The 18044-nt window shown below is 53.7% G+C and carries 14 protein-coding genes; 8 read left to right on the top strand and 6 right to left on the bottom strand.

From position 1 onward, the window contains the following. Positions 1-24 precede the first annotated feature (24 nt). From KNP79_RS05195 to guaC, 7 genes are all read left to right on the top strand, one after another. Positions 25-687: a hypothetical protein gene (locus KNP79_RS05195; protein ID WP_215191465.1), complete on the top strand. Its 663-nt coding sequence runs from the start codon at positions 25-27 to the stop codon at positions 685-687. Positions 688-798: 111 nt separating this feature from the next. After that, the gene (locus KNP79_RS05190) at positions 799-2883 is read left to right on the top strand and encodes an alginate lyase family protein (RefSeq protein ID WP_215191463.1); all 2085 of its coding nucleotides are present in this window, start codon (positions 799-801) and stop codon (positions 2881-2883) included. 109 nt (positions 2884-2992) lie between these two features. After that, the gene (locus KNP79_RS05185) at positions 2993-5002 is read left to right on the top strand and encodes a catalase (protein WP_214754403.1); all 2010 of its coding nucleotides are present in this window, start codon (positions 2993-2995) and stop codon (positions 5000-5002) included. Between the two features lie 120 nt (positions 5003-5122). Then, positions 5123-6379 carry an MFS transporter gene (locus KNP79_RS05180; RefSeq protein WP_215191461.1) on the top strand — a complete coding sequence of 419 codons (1257 nt, stop codon included), beginning with the start codon at positions 5123-5125 and terminating at the stop codon, positions 6377-6379. Between the two features lie 139 nt (positions 6380-6518). Next, positions 6519-7703: an MFS transporter gene (locus KNP79_RS05175; RefSeq protein ID WP_214754407.1), complete on the top strand. Its 1185-nt coding sequence runs from the start codon at positions 6519-6521 to the stop codon at positions 7701-7703. A gap of 107 nt (positions 7704-7810) precedes the next feature. After that, positions 7811-9871 carry a PAS domain S-box protein gene (locus KNP79_RS05170; RefSeq protein ID WP_251132885.1) on the top strand — a complete coding sequence of 687 codons (2061 nt, stop codon included), beginning with the start codon at positions 7811-7813 and terminating at the stop codon, positions 9869-9871. Positions 9872-10070: 199 nt separating this feature from the next. Next, complete coding sequence (gene guaC, locus KNP79_RS05165) at positions 10071-11054, top strand: GMP reductase (protein ID WP_214708298.1); 984 nt, start codon at positions 10071-10073, stop codon at positions 11052-11054. Between the two features lie 28 nt (positions 11055-11082). Here guaC and KNP79_RS05160 read toward each other — a convergent pair whose 3' ends face one another. From KNP79_RS05160 to KNP79_RS05145, 5 genes are read right to left on the bottom strand one after another with little or no spacing between them, the layout of a single operon-like run. Beyond that, on the bottom strand, positions 11083-11520 hold the full coding sequence (locus KNP79_RS05160) for a GNAT family N-acetyltransferase (RefSeq protein WP_152567778.1): 438 nt from the start codon (positions 11518-11520) through the stop codon (positions 11083-11085). After that, positions 11520-12380 carry an MBL fold metallo-hydrolase gene (locus KNP79_RS05155; RefSeq protein ID WP_214708295.1) on the bottom strand — a complete coding sequence of 287 codons (861 nt, stop codon included), beginning with the start codon at positions 12378-12380 and terminating at the stop codon, positions 11520-11522. Before KNP79_RS05155 ends, KNP79_RS05160 begins: the two co-directional genes overlap by 1 nt. Continuing rightward, on the bottom strand, positions 12367-13128 hold the full coding sequence (locus KNP79_RS05150) for a P-loop NTPase family protein (protein ID WP_215191459.1): 762 nt from the start codon (positions 13126-13128) through the stop codon (positions 12367-12369). Before KNP79_RS05150 ends, KNP79_RS05155 begins: the two co-directional genes overlap by 14 nt. Positions 13129-13142: 14 nt before the next feature. Continuing rightward, positions 13143-13301, bottom strand: a complete 159-nt coding sequence (locus KNP79_RS15715; protein ID WP_251132884.1) for a hypothetical protein — start codon at positions 13299-13301, stop codon at positions 13143-13145. A gap of 21 nt (positions 13302-13322) precedes the next feature. Next, on the bottom strand, positions 13323-16313 hold the full coding sequence (locus tag KNP79_RS05145; protein ID WP_251132883.1) for an EAL domain-containing protein: 2991 nt from the start codon (positions 16311-16313) through the stop codon (positions 13323-13325). 152 nt (positions 16314-16465) lie between these two features. Between KNP79_RS05145 and KNP79_RS05140 the strand changes: the two genes are divergently transcribed. Next, the gene (locus KNP79_RS05140; RefSeq protein ID WP_034780450.1) at positions 16466-16777 is read left to right on the top strand and encodes a hypothetical protein; all 312 of its coding nucleotides are present in this window, start codon (positions 16466-16468) and stop codon (positions 16775-16777) included. 39 nt (positions 16778-16816) lie between these two features. On the opposite strand, the gene KNP79_RS05135 is transcribed toward KNP79_RS05140, so the two are convergent. Then, the gene (locus tag KNP79_RS05135) at positions 16817-17809 is read right to left on the bottom strand and encodes an LLM class flavin-dependent oxidoreductase (protein WP_215191457.1); all 993 of its coding nucleotides are present in this window, start codon (positions 17807-17809) and stop codon (positions 16817-16819) included. Between the last annotated feature and the right edge of the window lie 235 nt (positions 17810-18044).

The following is an 18044-nucleotide window of genomic DNA, read 5'->3' as shown; positions in this document are numbered from 1 at the left end:
TACATAAGAATTGGAGTGATTTAAATGACAACGAAACGTAAACCGAAATGGGTGTATCGTCTAAGGCGCAGTCTTCTCTTTATCCCCGCCATAATCTTGACCGCCTACGTCTGGCCGCATGAGTCTATCGAGGAGGAACGCGATGGCGCGATCACCCGAACAGAGGCGACACATGAGGAAGGACGCTATACGATCGAGGCGAGGCAGGCCGTGAAGGAAGACGAGGCCGTCCGCTATGCATATGACGTTATCGTCCACGGCCAACCCGACGTCGAGACACTCCAATCGATCAGCCAGGATGTGATCGACGAGGTGGCCGTACAAGACACGTTCCAAGCCGCCCTCATCCGTTTTTATGACCACGAAGCCTATATCGGTACAGAATCCCCGCTCGGCGAGGCCGTATTTGCGCCTGGTGGAGATTGGAGCCTTGCTGATACGGTAAAAGCCGGTTCTTATGAAGACATGACGTTCGGGTGGCAGTTGAAAGAAAAAGAATGGGGCACGCAACTTTCGGACAAGGAAGCACGTGTCTGGCAAGCATGGAATCGTGTCTATGAAGCGGAACAGTCGGACGATCCTGACTTGAAAGCGAAGGTGACCCGCACCATTTCCACGAAATACGACTTGAATCCGGAAACTGTCCAACAAATTGTATTAAAGCAGAATGTTTGGGCCGCTTTATAACCTGAATCCTCCAGAAAAATACATCGAATTTTCCTTTCTTTGGCTAAATATATAATTGTATACTAATTGTATACACGTAACTGGTTGAACGGCCAAAGAAAGGAAGACGTTATGAAACGATTGATGATTTTGTGGGTGCTGTTGTTCGTGATGGGTTCTACTATGACGCCACAGTCCGCCGTGGCCGCGACGACATCCCCTTATGAGGTGAGCGCCCCTTCCGGCACAACGCTTTATCAATTTGTCGGCAAGACGCTCAAGCCGAAAGCGACGTTGCGAACAGCAAAGCGGTTCAAGGCGCTCAGCACGTCCGGTTATTACTATAAAGTCCAGGACGGAAGAACCATCTATTACGTGAAAAAGAAGGCCGTCAAACTAGTGGCGACAAACCTGTCCTTGACGACGTTTTCTGGTTCGACGTATGCACGTCTGACCCACGAATATATGCGCTCGCTTACCCGCGGCCAGACGCCGTACTACTATGATGAGTTGACAGCCAAGACCGCCGTCATCCGGGCTGACGCAGCGATGAAAGGGAACTGGTATATCCCCTCCCCGCCCTATCAGCTGCGCGTCCCGAACATCGATACATACCGCTTCGACGTCAGCGTCCCGGAGGTCGACTCGAAGTCGTTCAAGTTCCAAATCCATTACTTCACGACGTTGAACCAGTTGACGCAAGCGTATGCCGCGACCGGAAACACTGAGTATCTCCGTTACGGAAAGCGGATCGTGACGAGTTGGACCAAGCAATATCCGGCTGGGAACTACAAACGCTATCCGTGGCCGTATCACGACCACGGCACGGCGATCCGGACGTTCCATCTGCTCAACTTCTGGAACGAGTTCCGCTCGTCCGCCATCAACACCGACCCAGCGTTCTCGCAACTGTTCGCCAAGACGCTCTATGAGCACGCGACGCTCCTCGCGACACCGAGCTTTTATAAGCCGAACAATAACCATGGCATGTTCCAAGACATGGCGTTGACCGCTGTCGCGGAGACGCACCGAAGTTTCTATCGTTCGTCGTCATGGCGTTCGCTGGCGACGAACCGGCTCACACAGCAGTTGAACCATAGCTTGAGCACGGACGGGGTCCACCTTGAGCACTCACCGTTCTATCAGATTTATTTATATGACACGCTCGCCCGTTTCAACGACTGGGCCGCCGCTAACCGGTTCGCCTTGTCGAGCCGGATGGGAGACGTCAAAGACATGCCTGGTGCGTTGACGTATATGTTGAAGCCGAACGGGACACTCCCGATGTTCGGCGACACCCCGTCCATCGTTCACCGTCCGGACGCGATTCCCTATGTCGAGCGTTATCCACACTTGTATTATGCGATGACACAAGGGAAATCTGGGGCGCAACCGTCGACACGGGTCGGCAAGTTGTCGAACCAGTACGCCTTCTTCCGTCAGCATTGGGGCGGGGCTTCTGGTCCGTTCCACGACGCGGTCCAAGTGATGATGACGGCCGGCTACCACAGCAACATCCATAAACATGCCGACGATTTATCGATCGACCTTTATGGTTACGGACGCGACTTTATCGTCGAGAGCGGTCGTTACGCCTATACGAATCGACCCGAACGAAAGGTCGTCATGCAGGCAGCGGCCCATAATACCGTTCATGTTGCCGGACAGAACTTCAAATTGACGCCGAGCAACTTGCGACGCAGTCAAATCACTTCGGTCGGCGCTTCATCGACACAGTGGACGGCAGCCGGGACGAGCGGACTGCTCGGCCAGGGGATGACGCACACCCGTCGCCTCGCCTACGACCGCGACGGGACGGTGCTCGTGTACGATGACATCACGAGTCCGACCACGACCTCGTTCGTCCAGCGGTTCCATCTTGGGACCGGTTTGAACCGGGTCTCGAGCGGAAGCCGTCATGCCATGTTTAAAGACAACCAGAACCGCTCCATCCACTTGTTGCAACTCGAGGTCGGCACGACCCCGAAAGTCGCCGTCGGTGCGAGTTACGTGTCATACCGAGATTATGACTGGCAACGCCGCAATCAAGTCGTGACGACAAAGCGCGGCAAGCAAGTCGAGTATTTGACGCTGATTCATATCGGTGAAAAGACGACGAAAATCACATCCGCCACGGTCCAGACGACGGCGCGCCACTACGTCGTGCGCTACAAACTGTCGGACGGCAAGACGAAAACCCTATCCATGTTACGCTAACCTCCATTTTAAAAATGGGGGTTTTTTCTCGGTCGGTTAGGGAAAACTCGTTAAGTAGGCCAAAACGTGGCTTACAGCGCGTGTGCATACTTAAAGGGGAGGCAATAACATGGGGAACAAGAAAGAAGAGCAATTAAAACAACATATGATCGATAACGAGCAGCAAGCCGGGCTCACGACGAACCAAGGTCTAAAGATGGCGGAGGATGAGTTTTCGCTCAAAGCCGGGCGACGCGGACCGACGCTCATCGAGGACTTCCATTTCCGTGAGAAGATGACGCACTTCGACCACGAACGGATTCCTGAACGCATCGTGCATGCGCGCGGCGTCGGGGCCCACGGGGAGTTCCAAGTGTACGAGTCGCTCGCTGACTATACGAAAGCCGACTTCTTGAACGACCCGTCGAAAGTGACGCCTGTGTTCGTCCGCTTCTCGACGGTGCAAGGCTCGCGCGGTTCTGGGGACACCGTCCGCGACGTCCGAGGCTTCGCGACGAAGTTCTACACGGATGAAGGGAACTATGACCTTGTCGGGAACAACATGCCCGTCTTCTTCATCCAAGACGCCATCAAATTCCCGGACCTCGTCCATGCCGTGAAACCGGAACCGCACACGGAAGTGCCGCAAGGCGGAAGTGCCCACGACACGTTCTGGGACTTCGTCGGTCAAAACCATGAGGCGGCTCACCACGTGATGTGGGCGATGAGCGACCGCGGCATCCCGCGCAGCCTACGCATGATGGAAGGGTTCGGCGTGCACACGTTCCGACTCGTCAACAAGGAAGGCAAGGCACATTTCGTCAAATTCCATTGGAAACCAAAACTTGGCGTCCATTCGCAAGTGTGGGACGAAGCACAGAAAGCGCTCGGGAAGAACGCCGACTTCCACCGTGTCGACTTGTATGAAGCAATCGATAAAGGCGATTACCCGGAATGGGAACTCGGGCTTCAAATCATCGCGGAAGAAGATGAGTTCAAGTTCGACTTCGATATTCTTGATCCGACGAAACTTTGGCCGGAAGAAGACGTGCCCGTCAAACTTGTCGGCAAGATGATGCTCAACCGCAACGTCGATAACTTCTTCGCCGAGACCGAGCAAGTCGCGTTCCACCCTGGCCATCTCGTGCCTGGGATCGACTTCTCAAACGATCCGCTCCTGCAAGGACGCCTGTTCTCGTACACCGATACCCAGTTATCACGTCTTGGAGGACCGAACTTCCATCAACTCCCGATCAACAAACCGGTCTGCCCGTTCCATAACAACCAGCGCGACGGGATGCATCAGATGGCCGTTCATAAAGGACAGACAAGCTACCACAAAAATGCGCTCAACAACAATCAACCCGAGCCTGTTCCAGCCGAGCAAGGTGGGTTCGAGCACTATCAAGAGAAAATCGACGGGCACAAGATTCGTGGTCGAAGCGACAGCTTCCTCGACTTCTATTCGCAAGCGAAGCTCTTCTATAACAGCATGACCGACGTCGAAAAGCAGCACATTCAAGACGCTTACAGCTTCGAGCTCGGCAAATGTGAGTCGGACATGGTCAAAGAGAACGCCGTCGATTTGTTGAATCGCATCGACCGTCACCTCGCCTCTGTCGTCGCTGACAACTTAGGCGTCGAGCTTCCGGACGAGAACAATGAAGTCGTCTCGGACAAGACCTCACCGGCGCTCAGCATGGCCAATACAATCGCGAAACCGGACACGAAGAGCGTCGCCGTCCTGCTCGCCGGAGACGTCGATGCCGCGCAAGTGAAGGCGTGGGTCCAGGTGTTCGCTGACAACAAGGTCAATTACAGCCTCGTCGGGAAGAAGTCGTATACGCTCGGCGACCTTAAAGTGAAAGAGACGTATGATACGGTCGATTCGAGCCTGTTCGATGCCGCTTTCCTCGTCAGCACCGCGACCTCGGTCGAGGACGACGTGCTCGAATTCATCGAGAACACGTATAAGCACTTCAAGCCACTCGCGCTACATTTGCACCACGATGAAGTGCTCGACCGCTGCCGGGTGAAGACAGATCAACCAGGTGTCTACACGTTCAAACAACATAGTCTCGATGGTTTCGATACGTTTATCGACGGCATCGCGCAAGGACGGTTCTGGGACCGCGCCTAATGTGAACAGTTCAAGGATTCGACCCAAATCGACGGGTCGAATCCTTTTTACGTGCTTCCCTTCCCCTCCTCTCTAACGATATACTAGGCGGGGTATATAGCGTAAAAGAGGAAAGACTGGATGCGAAAAGAGTTTGCTACATATGTGGAAAACCTTGAACTGCAACGACAGTTATACAAACGAACGTTAGTCACTGTCGTGCTCTCACAAATATTTGGAGGGGCCGGCCTCGCCGCCGGGATCACGGTCGGCGCTTTGCTGGCCCGTGATTTACTCGGGACCGACGCGTACGCGGGCGTTCCGACGGCACTGTTCACGCTCGGTTCCGCCGCCGCCGCCTTTTTGATCGGGTTGATGTCACAGCGGGTCGGACGCCGCTTCGGACTGGCGACCGGGTTCTTGACCGGTGCGCTCGGAGCGGTCGGGGTCATCATTGCCGCGACGCTCGAGAGCGTACCGCTCTTGTTCATCTCACTCCTTATCTACGGGGCGGGGACAGCGACAAACCTCCAAGCCCGTTACGCCGGGACGGATTTGGCGAATGCGACGGAGCGAGCGACCGCGGTCAGTATCGCGATGGTCTCGACGACGTTCGGGGCTGTCGCCGGACCGAACTTGGTCGAGCCGATGGGACGTGTCGCCGACGGGCTCGGGTTGCCGACACTATCAGGACCATTTTTGCTTGCGGGGGTAGCCTATCTCTTCGCCGGCCTCATTTTGCTCGTATTCTTGAACCCTGACCCGCTTCTCGTCGCCCGTGCCATCGAGGCGAAACGGCAAGAAACCATCGACACATCGGTCCATCCGCTTGAATCGACGTATGACCGCCGTGGTGTCTATGTCGGTGCGTTCGTCATGATCCTCAGCCAAATCGTGATGGTCGCCATCATGACGATGACGCCCGTTCATATGCGCCACCACGGGCACGAGCTCGGTGCGGTCGGGCTCGTCATCGGGTTCCATATCGGGGCGATGTACTTGCCGTCCCTCGTGACAGGCGTTCTCGTCGACCGGATCGGCCGTGAAATCATGGCGATCGCCTCGGGAGTGACCTTGTTCTTCGCCGGGGTCGTCGCCGCTTTTGCCCCAGCCGACTCTCTCTTCTTGTTGATTGTCGGGCTCGTCCTGCTCGGTGTCGGGTGGAACTTTGGTCTCATCAGCGGGACCGCCATCCTCGTCGATGCGACGTCGACGGAGACGCGCGCGAAGACACAAGGCTCAGTTGATGTTTGGATTGCCTTAGCCGGCGCATCAGGAGGGATGCTCTCGGGCGTCATCGCCGCCCAGTCGAGTTATCTGACCTTGTCACTGCTCGGCGGCGTCATCTCCCTCGTGCTCGTCCCGCTTGTCCTCTGGTATCGCCGTCATCTAGCCTGACGACCGACCGATGCGTGAACGCGCATCGGTTTTTCTAGTGACAAGCGTCTGTTCGGACAAACCTCCATCCTTTTGTTATACTCCTTTAGTTATGTTTGTTAACTATTTAGAATCAAATGGATAAGGAGGCGGGCCGACGATGCAACTGACCGCACAAAAACTATGGACGAAAGATTTTCTCATCATCTCCCTCGTCAACTTCTTCTTGACGCTTATCTTCTTCTTACTAATGGTAACCATCGGCGTTCATGCCGTTTCCACATATGGGGCTTCGACGAGCGAGGCCGGGCTTGTCACCGGCATTTTTATTATCGGGACGCTCGTCGGGAGACTCTTCATCGGACGCTTGATCGATTCGATTGGACGGCGTAAGACGCTTCTCATCGGTCTCACCTTCTTCACGGCGACAATTTTGCTCTATTTTATCGACCTCGGCGTTGGCTTTTTACTGTTCACCCGCTTCGTTCACGGTCTCGGAATGGGACTGTCGAGTACGGCGACCGGAACAATCGTCGCCCAGGTCATCCCCGGCTCTCGAAAAGGCGAAGGCATCGGCTATTACAGCATGAGCTCGACGCTCGCCACCGCCATCGGCCCGTTCGTCGGCTTGATGATGAGTCAGTACACGAGCTTCTCGGTCATCTTCCTAACTTGTCTCGTCGTTGGACTCATCAGTCTAGGAAGTGCCTTGTTCGTGAACGTCCCTGAGGCTGACAATCCGGAAGTTGTTCGGGGCTTGTCACTGAGTGCCTTCGTCGAACCAAAGGCGTTGCCAATTGCACTCATCATTGGCGTCGCGGCCCTCAGTTACTCGAGCGTGTTGTCTTATATCAATTTCTATGCGAGTGAACTCGATCTCGTGGAAGCGGCGAGTATTTTCTTCCTTGTCTATTCTATTGCGGTCCTGATCTCGCGGCCGATCACCGGGCGCCTGATGGACGCGCGAGGGGCCAACATCGTCATGTACCCGGCCATCGCCTTCTTTGCGATCGGCATGCTTGTCTTGAGCCAAGCAAACAACGCAGTCATGCTGTTACTCGCCGGGGCGCTAATCGGATTAGGATTCGGGAATATCCAATCCGGCACACAAGCGATCGCCGTCAAAGCGGCGTCCCCTCACCGGATGGGCATGGCCACGTCGACCTTCTTCATCGCCTTGGACGCGGGTCTAGGATTCGGGCCTTATTTTATTGGCTTGCTCATTCCGTTGACCGGTTTTTCAACGCTCTATCTGTTGCTTGCCGGCGTCGTCTTCTTTACGTTGTTCCTCTATTACTTGATGAACGGTCGCCACGAGCGATCCGAAATGAAACAAGCTGCCTGACAGGACTTTTTACAGTCCTGTCTTTTTTAGAATGTTCACACATTTCATCGTCACTTACGGTAATATGAGAATGACGCGCCGAAAAGTTTTTGATTGAAATGAGGGACATGATGCACGCCGACCAGACAATCCAACACTATTCCTCCGTCCTCCTCCGAACGTTCGACAAAATCTCTGATTTTGTCTTCTTCATGGAAGTGGACGGTTCAACTTATCGCTATATATTTGTAAACGAGCCGGGGAAGCAGGCGATCGGCTGGACAGATGCCGATATCGGGAAACGTGTCGAGGACATGGTCCCGCCCGAGACAGCCGCTCTCGTCACACGACATTACGAGGAGGCTGTTCGGGAACGAAAGAGTATCGTCTTCGAAGACTACCGCCTGGCCGAACCTTCTTACTCGGTCCAACCCGTCTCACATGAGATTCAACTACCGGTTCATTACTACGAATCCGAGGTGACCCCGGTCTTCGACGAGGCAGGCGTCTGCACACACGTCATCTCGGTCGTCCGGGAAGTGACGGAGCGGAAGCGTCGTGAACTCGAACTGTCGATTCTGAAAGACCAGCACGAGTCGCTCCGGCGCTACTCGCCGCATGGCATCTTCGTCCTCGATGACGCGTTTCGCGTCCAATCGATCAACCCCGCTGCCACGCAAATCACGGGTTACGGAGAAGATGATTTGTTAGGCGAGTCATTTTTAGCATGGTTGCCAGAGTCAGAACGAATGCTCGTCGACGACGGTCTCCGCTTTGCCTTGTCCGGCACCCCGCACAAATACGGGATCACGGCGCTTCAAAAGACCGGGGATCTCCTCGACTTGGCCATCTTGAATATTCCGATTGAAGTCGGAGGCCGAATCACGGGTTTGTTCGCCATCATTATTGACCATACTCCGGAGAAAAATGCCGAGCGTGCGACCCAAGAGAGCGAGCGTCGCTATCGCCAACTGATCGAGACGATTCCGGAAGGGATTATCGTTCATAAAGACGGCGTCATTTTATACGCCAACGCCCTAGCGCTAGAAACGATCGGAGAGACGAATATCGAGTGCGAATCAATCTTTAAATTTGTCGCCTCGGAATTTCATGAGACGACAAAGGCGCGCCTCCAAGCCTTACGGCAAGGTGATCCCGTTCAAGACACGGAAATCGTGCTCCTCACGCCGACAGGACGAAGACTACATATGGACATCGGCAGCCTGCTCATCGATTACGAAGGCACGACTGCCGTCATGACTTTGTTGCGCGACGTCACCGAAAAGCGTGAGATGGAGCGCGCCCTGCACCAAAGTGAGACGCAATATCGCCTCATTACGGAGAACATGAGCGACCTCGTCTGTATCCTCGAGCGTGACGGTCAAGTGCGCTACGCTTCGCCGTCCCACAAGACCGTGCTTGGATATGCGCCCGAGCTTTACGAGGGTAAAAATACGCTCGACTTCATCCATCCGAATGACGTCGAGTCCGCGAGACGACAACTCGACACGATGACAGCGTCGAGCGAACCGCTCACCCTCGAATTTCGTCACCTGCACCAGGATGGACGTTGGATTTGGCTCGAGACGAAGATTCAAGCGATTTACGACGACGTCGGCCAGCTGCTCCATTATTTGACGGTCACGCGGGAGATCATGAAACGCAAAGTGTTAGAGAAACAGCTCAAGCACCTGGCTTACCATGACACGTTGACCGACTTGCCGAATCGGCGCTACTTCCTCGCCTACTTGGAAGAGACATTGGTGCGATTGGATGAAGAGGACGAGTCTCTCGCCGTCCTCTCGCTCGATATCGACTGTTTCAAACAGATTAACGACACACTCGGACATGACATCGGCGACGAACTGCTACGCCAATTCTCTGCTCGCCTGACCGATGTCCTGCGAAACCAAGACGTGATCGCTCGCTTTGGCGGCGACGAATTTTCGGTGCTCATCCGTTACACGGAATCCGATGCGCCGAGACGGGTGGCCGAAAAGCTTGTCACCGCGCTCCAACTTCCGTGGTTAATCGAAGGACATACGTTCGTCACGACCTCGAGCGTCGGGGTCGCCCCGTATCGACCAGGAATGCCGACGAAACAATTGCTCAAACACGCGGATTTGGCACTATATGAAGCCAAGGCCCGTGGGCGAAACCAATACGTCGTTTTTGAAGACCGCTCCTGAGCGGTCTTTTTTCACGTGAAACACAGAAGACAGCACCTAAACACGAACATTAAAGAGGATTAATCAACGATCATCAAGAATTTTTATCATTTATCGCTATATCCCTTTGACATATGCTCTAATTTACGTTACATTACCGAATGGACGAAGTATTTATCATTCAACGAATCTAATTGTTCGTAAATAGGGGTGTGACAACATGGATAAAGTATTTGATTATGAAGATATTCAATTGATTCCTGCAAAATGTATCGTCGACAGCAGGTCTGAATGTGATGCGAGCGTGACGCTTGGGGGCTTTACGTTCCGACTTCCGGTCGTGCCTGCCAACATGCAGACAATCATCGATGAGAAAGTCGCCTTATCGCTGGCCGAGAACGGTTACTTCTACATCATGCATCGCTTCCATCCAGAGACGCGGCTCAAGTTCATCGAAGACATGCATGGACGCGGGTTATATGCATCGATCAGTGTCGGTGTGAAGGAAGATGAATATCGCTTCGTCGAGATGCTGGCCGAATCCGGGCATACGCCGGAGTTCATCACGATCGATATCGCGCACGGTCATTCGAACGCGGTCATCCGCATGATTCAACACATCAAACACCACCTTCCAGGCTCGTTCGTCATCGCCGGCAACGTCGGGACCCCGGAAGCAGTCCGGGAACTCGAGCATGCCGGGGCGGATGCGACGAAGGTCGGTATCGGACCGGGCAAAGTCTGTATCACGAAAATCAAGACAGGCTTCGGCACGGGCGGTTGGCAACTCGCCGCGCTCCGTTGGTGTGCCAAGGCGGCGACGAAACCGATTATCGCGGATGGGGGCATCCGGACACATGGGGACATCGCCAAATCGATTCGCTTTGGGGCGTCGATGGTCATGATCGGTTCGTTGTTCGCCGGCCACGACGAGTCACCGGGCGAGACGTTCGAACAGGACGGGAAGTTGCTCAAAGAATACTTCGGGTCGGCTTCTGAATTCCAAAAAGGGGAACGGAAAAACGTCGAAGGCAAGAAAGTGTTCGTCGAGCATAAAGGGGCGCTCCAAGACACGTTGACCGAGATGGAGCAAGACCTCCAATCGGCCATCTCTTACTCGGGTGGGGACAATCTCGATGCATTGCGCACCGTCGATTACGTCATGGTGAAAAACTCAATCTTCAACGGGGATAAAGTGTACTAAAAAAAGCGGCTCGCGTGAGCCGCTTTTTTTATGCATCAATCAATCGTTTCGTCATCATATAGTAATCAGAGCCAGGCGGATAGTCGTATAGGACGCCCGCCACCTCATAACCGAAGCGCTCATAAAACGTCTTCGCTTGAAACGAGAACGTCGTCAACTTGACGCGCGTCGCCCCGAGTTCGCGGGCCAACCGCTCCCCTTCCTCGAGCAGACGGCTTCCCAGGCCTGTTCCCGCATATTCTGACGCGACCCATAACCGGTCCAAGTCGAACCAGCCCCAATAGACGCTCCCAAACAACCCTGCGATCACGTCCCCGTCGTGTTCCACTTTCAGCTGAACGACCGGGACGTCAGCATTGCGGATCTCGCGATGGTGCATCGAGTGAGCGTCATTGAACGTTCGCAACCGACTCGTCAAAAACTGTTGAAACGTTTCGTCTTCGTCGTGAATCCGTTTGATTTCCATCACGCTTCCCCACTCGAGCCGTTCACGAAGAACGAAATCAGCTCTTGTTCTTCCTCGTCGACCGAGCGCCCCGTCAAACGTTCGTACTGTGCGGTTATCTTTTCCTTATTTCCTGGGAAATCGATAGTGATTTGGGCCAAACTCCGTAATATGTCTCGGTCTTTCTCGTACTCGAGACGGGTCACGACTTGACCGTGCGACCAGACGTACGCCTCGGCCTCGAACTGGTCGAGCACCTCTAAAAGGCGAAGCGTCTGGGCCGGCGTCATCCGCCAAGACGGCGCGTACAAGTTCGCATAGAGGGCATCCCCTAAAAACAGTACTTTTTCCTCCGGCACATAGGCCACGACCGCATCGGCAGCATGATCTCCACCGACATGCTTTAAGAGGACGTGGACCCCGCCAAGGTCGAGCGTGATTGTATCATCGAACGTCACGGTTGGTAAGACGACACGCATCGACCTGTCTTCACCGTATTCGAGTTGGATTGCCTCCGCGCAAAACGCGATTTCACGTCCGTCCTCGACCCGTTCGGCCAACGCCTCATCGTCCCACGTGTAGGGAAGCAGTCGCTCGATTCCGGCTTTTGTCGCCGTGCTTGCAATCGAGACAGTATCGGTCAATGCCGACAATCCAAAAACATGGTCCCAGTGCCAATGCGTCAACGCCACGAGCGTTGGGCGCTTGATTCCTTGTACGGTCAAGGCGTCTAAAAATAAGTTCGTATGCGCCTCGGAGTTCCCTGCATCAATCATGAGTGTATGCGTGTCACCGACAACCGCTCCTAAAATCGGACGATCGGTCTCGGCGACAGGGGTCATGTACCAAAAGCGGTCGGAATATTGTTTAAGCGTCTGCATGACCGGCTCCTTCCTTATTCCATAATTTGTCGAACGCTTCGAGCGCTCTCCGTTCGTCATTGACGATCCGAATCGTTCGTAGCGACAAATGACTCAACACCTTCAATTCACGTTGTTGCCGTTCTTCCAGAAGTCGAATCATTCCTTCGATTCCATCCAATCCGTTCGCCCGGCCATACGCACGAGTCGTATAGTAGTCGACGAAACCTTGTTGCCATTCGGGCGGACGTTCCGCATACACATTACGAAACACAGCCGGGACATCGTTCGTCTCCAAGTACACAACCGTCGGATCAAGCGTAGTGATCAGGGCCGCCACGGTCTCAATATAACGCTCAATTTGTTCGTTCGGAACGTGTTGTGACACCATGCCGATCGTGAACGGATTTTGAAGAATGGCACACTCGAACACATAGTCTACCTCATCCCTTTGTGCACGTTCCACGAACCGATGCCAGCGGCCGATCATGAGGTCGACATGTTTCTCGAACGGTAACTCATAGACGTCCGTGCCGTAGATGGCCTCTCCAGCCCGATAGCGGACGAATCGACCGTCTCCATCTTGATCGATGACCTCTCCCTCGAACCGTATGTCCCCTTTGACCCAATGGACGTCATGCAAATCGACCGGGTGGGACGCATCGATTTCCGAATAGAATTTGTAGGAACTCCCTCTCGCCACAAACGTTTCGGCGAATGTCGTCTTTCCGCTCCCAGGCAACCCTTCAATCAGCCACAACTTCCCCATCGTCTGTCTCCTTTTCAGTTTTCTTGATATGAGTCGTACACGTAGTATCCGTCCCCGCCACAGTTTTTCGCGACGTACATGGCCGCGTCCGAGTGATGGATGATCGCATCAAGGGATGCTTGGTCCATCCTAGAGTAGGCGACACCGACACTGGCTGATAATCTAAGTCTCAAGCCGTTCCCGACCGTCATTTCCTAGGAAATGACATGATTCAACTCGCCAAACACGGTTGGATCGAGCGCTTCCGGCTCCGCTTCGATGACGATTAAAAACTCGTCGCCCGCAAATCGGTACGCTTTCCCTGAAACCGTTTGGCTGAACGTACGGATTCGTTTCGCCGTCTCGATGAGCACCTCGTCCCCGATCAAATGACCGTAGGAATCGTTTACTTGTTTAAAGTCATCTAAATCGATAAACAGCAGAGCGACCGTTTGCTTCCGATTCATTTTCTGTCTCAAATCGGTCATGAGCGAATGCCGGTTCGCCAGCTTCGTCAGCCCATCTTGGGTGATGAGCTCAATCACTTCTTGATGCTTGCGTTCACGTCGAATCTCGTTCTCCATCCAGCGGGTCACGAGCAGGATCGTATCGGTCATCTCGTTGATCGTCACCGTGTCGACGACATCGTCCAAGCTGCCTTGTTCAGCCAAAAAGACGACCCATCCGAACGTCTTCCCTTCATTCGCTAGTGGCAGGCTGATCATCGAGGCAAACTCGATTCCATCGATGACGAATTCGTTTCGACCCAGCTTTTGATGACCGATCGTCGTCAACGCGTGTAGTTGCTGCAACTCGTCTCCCGTCCAATCGAGTTTGCTTTCCCCATCCTCTGATAAGACGCGATAGGTGGACTCCGTCGAGAAAACGAGTGCGTGGGAATATCCAATCCAGTCACGGAGCACCGTCTGAATCCGTTTCAATTTATCACTGAACGGTTCGTGAATGGCCGTCACTTCATAGAGCGACTCGAGCGTCTGTTGCCGTCGCGCTTGCTCGGTCAATTCGATTTCCGCCATGACCCATCGGGCGAAATCTTCGAGCGTTTGCAGCGCCTCGGTATCGAAGCGACGTGACCGTTCGTCGGTCACGCATAGCGTACCGATGACGTGGCCGCTTCGTGTCAAGAGCGGCACGCCGGCATAAAAACCAATCCCTTCGAGTAACGGATTGTCCGACATCGCCTCGGCCGTCCGTACATCCTCGATGACGAGCGCCGATTTTCCTGTCACGACACGGTCGCACAACGTCCACTTCCGCTCCACGCTCGAATTTTCAAGCGCGACCCCTTGGCACGATTTGATCCATTGTTGATCCGTCGTCAAAATCGAGATCAGTGCGACCGGCATGTCCAACGTCCGGGCGACAAGCCGTGAGATCCGATCATACCGCTCTTCTCGCGGGGTGTTCAAAATTTCAAGCCGAAGGATTGTCTTCATTCGTTCGGCCTCCGTCTCATCGAGTGACGTCACCGCCATGGCTTTATCTGACTCGCCCTGACGCAACGCCGTATGTTGTGAGACGAGCGCTTCAAGCGCCTGCTTGAGGCCGGATGGTGGAAGGGGCCGACTGAAAAAGTATCCTTGAACCTCGTCACATCCGAGCTGATCAATCGCACGATACTGTACTTCAGTCTCAACACCTTCAGCCGTGACCTCTAAATTCAATTTCTTGGCGAGCGAGACGATCAGTTTGACGATTTCGTACTCTTTCAGCCCGTTGTCTTTGTCCAATTGATTGATGAACGAACGGTCAATCTTGATGCCATCGATATCAAACATTTTTAAATAGTTGAGCGACGAATAGCTGACCCCAAAATCGTCAATCAAAATCCGGAACCCCTTCGCTTTCAAATAATCGACTGTTTGAATGCCGAGGAGCGGTTCTTGCATGAGTGTATGCTCTGTGATTTCAAACTCGAACTGTTCCGGCAGCAAGCCATACGCCGAGAGAATCGGTAACAACTGCTGAATATAATCTTGGCGGAACAATACCGGCGAGACATTGATCGCGACACGTCGGCCTTCAAACAAGTCCCGCTGATCAATCATGTCACGGCAGACCCGATCAAAGACGAACTCGGTAATATCCTCGATCAAAAGTGATTTTTCGGCAATCTTAATAAACGTTTCCGGCGAGACGTTCCCGAGTGCCGCGCTTTGCCAACGCACGAGCGCCTCGAAATGAACCGTTCCGTCCTGACACCCGACTTTCGGCTGGTAGACGACGCTCAATTCATCCGCCTTCAACCCTTTGACGAGTTCCATCTCAATCGTCATCTCATCGATGTAGTGCTGCACGTAGTCATCTTTCTCGTACACTTTGATGATTTGTTTCCCAGCCTGTCTGGCCTCAAGGAGTGCTGTTGACGCGTTCATGATGACCCGGTCTGCATCCTCGGTTCCCGCACTGATTCCGAGGCATCCGGACAAGGCGAATTCCGTCTCGGCAACTTGGTACGTGTAGTCGGCAATCGCCGCGAGCAGACGCTCCCCATGCATCGTCGCCGTTTCGACCGACGTGTATGGTAAGACGGCGATAAAATCCTCCCCGTCGACGCGCCCGATGATTGAGCCTTTCGGCAATAGGTTCGACAAGTGCCGAGTCATCTCTTTAATCAGGCGATGTGACCGCTCCACGCCTTGGAGGGACAGAATGATTTTGAATCGATTGATGTGCAGGCGCATGACGCTCGTCGCTTCCGTTTCTTGTTTCAGGAACAACTTCTCGAGTTCGAGCTTCACTTTCATCAAGTTCGGCATCCCGGTCAAGTAGTCGATATTCTCGATGCTACTCAACAATTTCATTTCCGCCTCTTCCGATAAGTCCGTCGTCAAGCCGAGGACGTAACGCACCTCTCCCGCCTCATTCTCGAGTGGCATGAGGACGGATGAGGCGAATCGGGCCGTGTTGGCGTCGATGTTCATCTTCGACATGAAATAGACGGGTTCATGCGAGGCGACGACTGCGTCGTAATGCACAATCAGCTCGTTAGCGACCTCGGCCGCGTACATGTCATGCAGATAACGTCCCCCTACGTCTTCCGGAAGTGAGGACGCCAGTTTCCCTTGCTCACTGACGCGCACATAACGGTAACCGTCAGGCGTCACTTCCATCAAAAACACCATCCGGTATAAATGAACGAAAACATCAAACAAATAATGCGGGTCAATCTTCATCTGCTGCATACTGAACCTCCAGGCAATCTCCGTTTCCTCTAGTTTAGTTGTTTTAGACGACGTTGTTCACGAAACCGTTCAAAAAAAGGGGAAGCATTTTTTGAGATGTACTGAAAATCGGGTATAGATAGGTAAAAGTTGAAAAAGCGAGGTGAACCATCATGCTCAGTCGAAACGTCTACCCACAGACACGTCCAGGGAAATGGTCGGTCCTCTTGTTGCTCGCTGTGTTCTTTCTCTTAATCATCTCTGCCCTCATTGTCCAGTCGGGTCAACCATTCAATTTCGACACCCTATTCGACAACACGTGGGCTGCCGTCGTGTCGATATCGGCCGTCGTCGCCGCGTTCGGTGCGTTTGTCATTGGACTTTACACGATTTTCCGCAACCATGAGCGCTCGGTCGCCGTCTTCTTTACCGTCTCACTCGGTGGACTGGTCGCCCTGTTCGTCCTCATGCAACTGTTTCTCTAATCGAAAACGCACCTATCCGTTGGGACAGGTGCGTTTTGGTCAGAGAAGCTCTTTGGCGAGGAGGCGGTAGACGTTCAGACGACTCTCTTGCGTATGTTGGATGCTGCAAATCATCGCCTCATTAAATCCATAATGGGCCGACTCTTCTTGTAGCTGCGTCGCGATTTGCTTCGGTGTCCCGACAAGATGAATCTTGCGGTTGTTGGCGATTTGAATCTTATCGACTTCGGTGAGGGGGTAATCGTGCGCCGCTTCCGGACTAAGCAGTTGACGGAGCTGGCCTTTCATCAAGAACAAGCGCGACAAATCCGACGGACGGGCCAAATACTCGGCTTCCTCTTCTGTCTCGGCCGTCGTGACGAGATACGTGACGCTAATGTCGGGCTTCTCCATGAACGCGGATGGGGTGAAGTGATGGCGATATGCATCGAGCGCATCGACGCTCAGTTCACCGTTGAAAAATTGGGCGAACGAATAGCCGAGCCCCATCCGCCCTGCTTGAACGGCGCTGTTTCCGCTCGATCCAAGGAGCCACGCCTCAGGAAGCGTCACCCCGGTCGGAGCGGCCGGCGTGTTCTTATACCATCGCTCTTCCGGGGTCTCGTCGTTAATCAGTTGCAACGTCGTTCCAAGTTTTTCATACAAACCGTCCATCATCGGTTTTTGACCTTGTGACATCGCGTAGATGGCGTTAGGGTCTCCCCCCGGTGCCCGGCCGACCCCGAAGTCGATACGGCCCGGTGCGAGCGCGCTGAGTGTCTTGAACACTTCGGCCATCTTGAGCGGCGAATAGTGCATCATCATGATGCCACCCGACCCAAGACGAATCCGTTCCGTCTTCGCGGCGATATACGCTGCGACGACTTCCGGGGCCGAGCTCGCGAACGACATGCCTCCGTGGTGTTCGGCCATCCACATCCGGTAATATCCTAGTTCTTCTGCCACTTGGGCGAGTTCGACCGCGCTTTGCAACGCGTGTTCTGACGTATGGCCGGATGTCACCGGCGCTTGATCGAGTACACTTAATCTCATCTGTATCGCTCCGTTCCTAAAGTATATATGGTGAATATCTCGAATTTGTAAGACTCGCCGTCATCATACTAAAGTGAGCCCGAGAATACGAGCAGTTCGCTCGTGTGACCGTTTTCTTTTTTTCAGAAAATTGCAACGAGTTGTTGCCTGCTACGTATCCCCTTCTCTATAATGAACGAGAAGAAACTATTCTTTCATAGCGATTCACTCACGCATGATGGGGACATGCGAGTGA

It is taken from the genome of Exiguobacterium sp. s7, from assembly GCF_018618195.1.
Classification (GTDB): domain Bacteria; phylum Bacillota; class Bacilli; order Exiguobacteriales; family Exiguobacteriaceae; genus Exiguobacterium; species Exiguobacterium mexicanum_A.
This window is presented reverse-complemented; position numbering and strand designations above follow the sequence as displayed.

Bases quoted from the DNA above. Each gene is read 5' to 3' on its own strand.
- KNP79_RS05180 (WP_215191461.1), top strand. From the start codon at position 5,123: ATGCGAAAAGAGTTTGCTACATATGTGGAAAACCTTGAACTGCAACGA.
- KNP79_RS05155 (WP_214708295.1), bottom strand. From the start codon at position 12,380: ATGCAGACGCTTAAACAATATTCCGACCGCTTTTGGTACATGACCCCT.
- KNP79_RS05195 (WP_215191465.1), top strand. From the start codon at position 25: ATGACAACGAAACGTAAACCGAAATGGGTGTATCGTCTAAGGCGCAGT.
- KNP79_RS05190 (WP_215191463.1), top strand. From the start codon at position 799: ATGAAACGATTGATGATTTTGTGGGTGCTGTTGTTCGTGATGGGTTCT.
- KNP79_RS05135 (WP_215191457.1), bottom strand. From the start codon at position 17,809: ATGAGATTAAGTGTACTCGATCAAGCGCCGGTGACATCCGGCCATACG.
- KNP79_RS05150 (WP_215191459.1), bottom strand. From the start codon at position 13,128: ATGGGGAAGTTGTGGCTGATTGAAGGGTTGCCTGGGAGCGGAAAGACG.
- guaC (WP_214708298.1), top strand. From the start codon at position 10,071: ATGGATAAAGTATTTGATTATGAAGATATTCAATTGATTCCTGCAAAA.
- KNP79_RS05145 (WP_251132883.1), bottom strand. From the start codon at position 16,313: ATGCAGCAGATGAAGATTGACCCGCATTATTTGTTTGATGTTTTCGTT.
- KNP79_RS05140 (WP_034780450.1), top strand. From the start codon at position 16,466: ATGCTCAGTCGAAACGTCTACCCACAGACACGTCCAGGGAAATGGTCG.
- KNP79_RS05170 (WP_251132885.1), top strand. From the start codon at position 7,811: ATGATGCACGCCGACCAGACAATCCAACACTATTCCTCCGTCCTCCTC.
- KNP79_RS05160 (WP_152567778.1), bottom strand. From the start codon at position 11,520: ATGGAAATCAAACGGATTCACGACGAAGACGAAACGTTTCAACAGTTT.
- KNP79_RS05175 (WP_214754407.1), top strand. From the start codon at position 6,519: ATGCAACTGACCGCACAAAAACTATGGACGAAAGATTTTCTCATCATC.
- KNP79_RS05185 (WP_214754403.1), top strand. From the start codon at position 2,993: ATGGGGAACAAGAAAGAAGAGCAATTAAAACAACATATGATCGATAAC.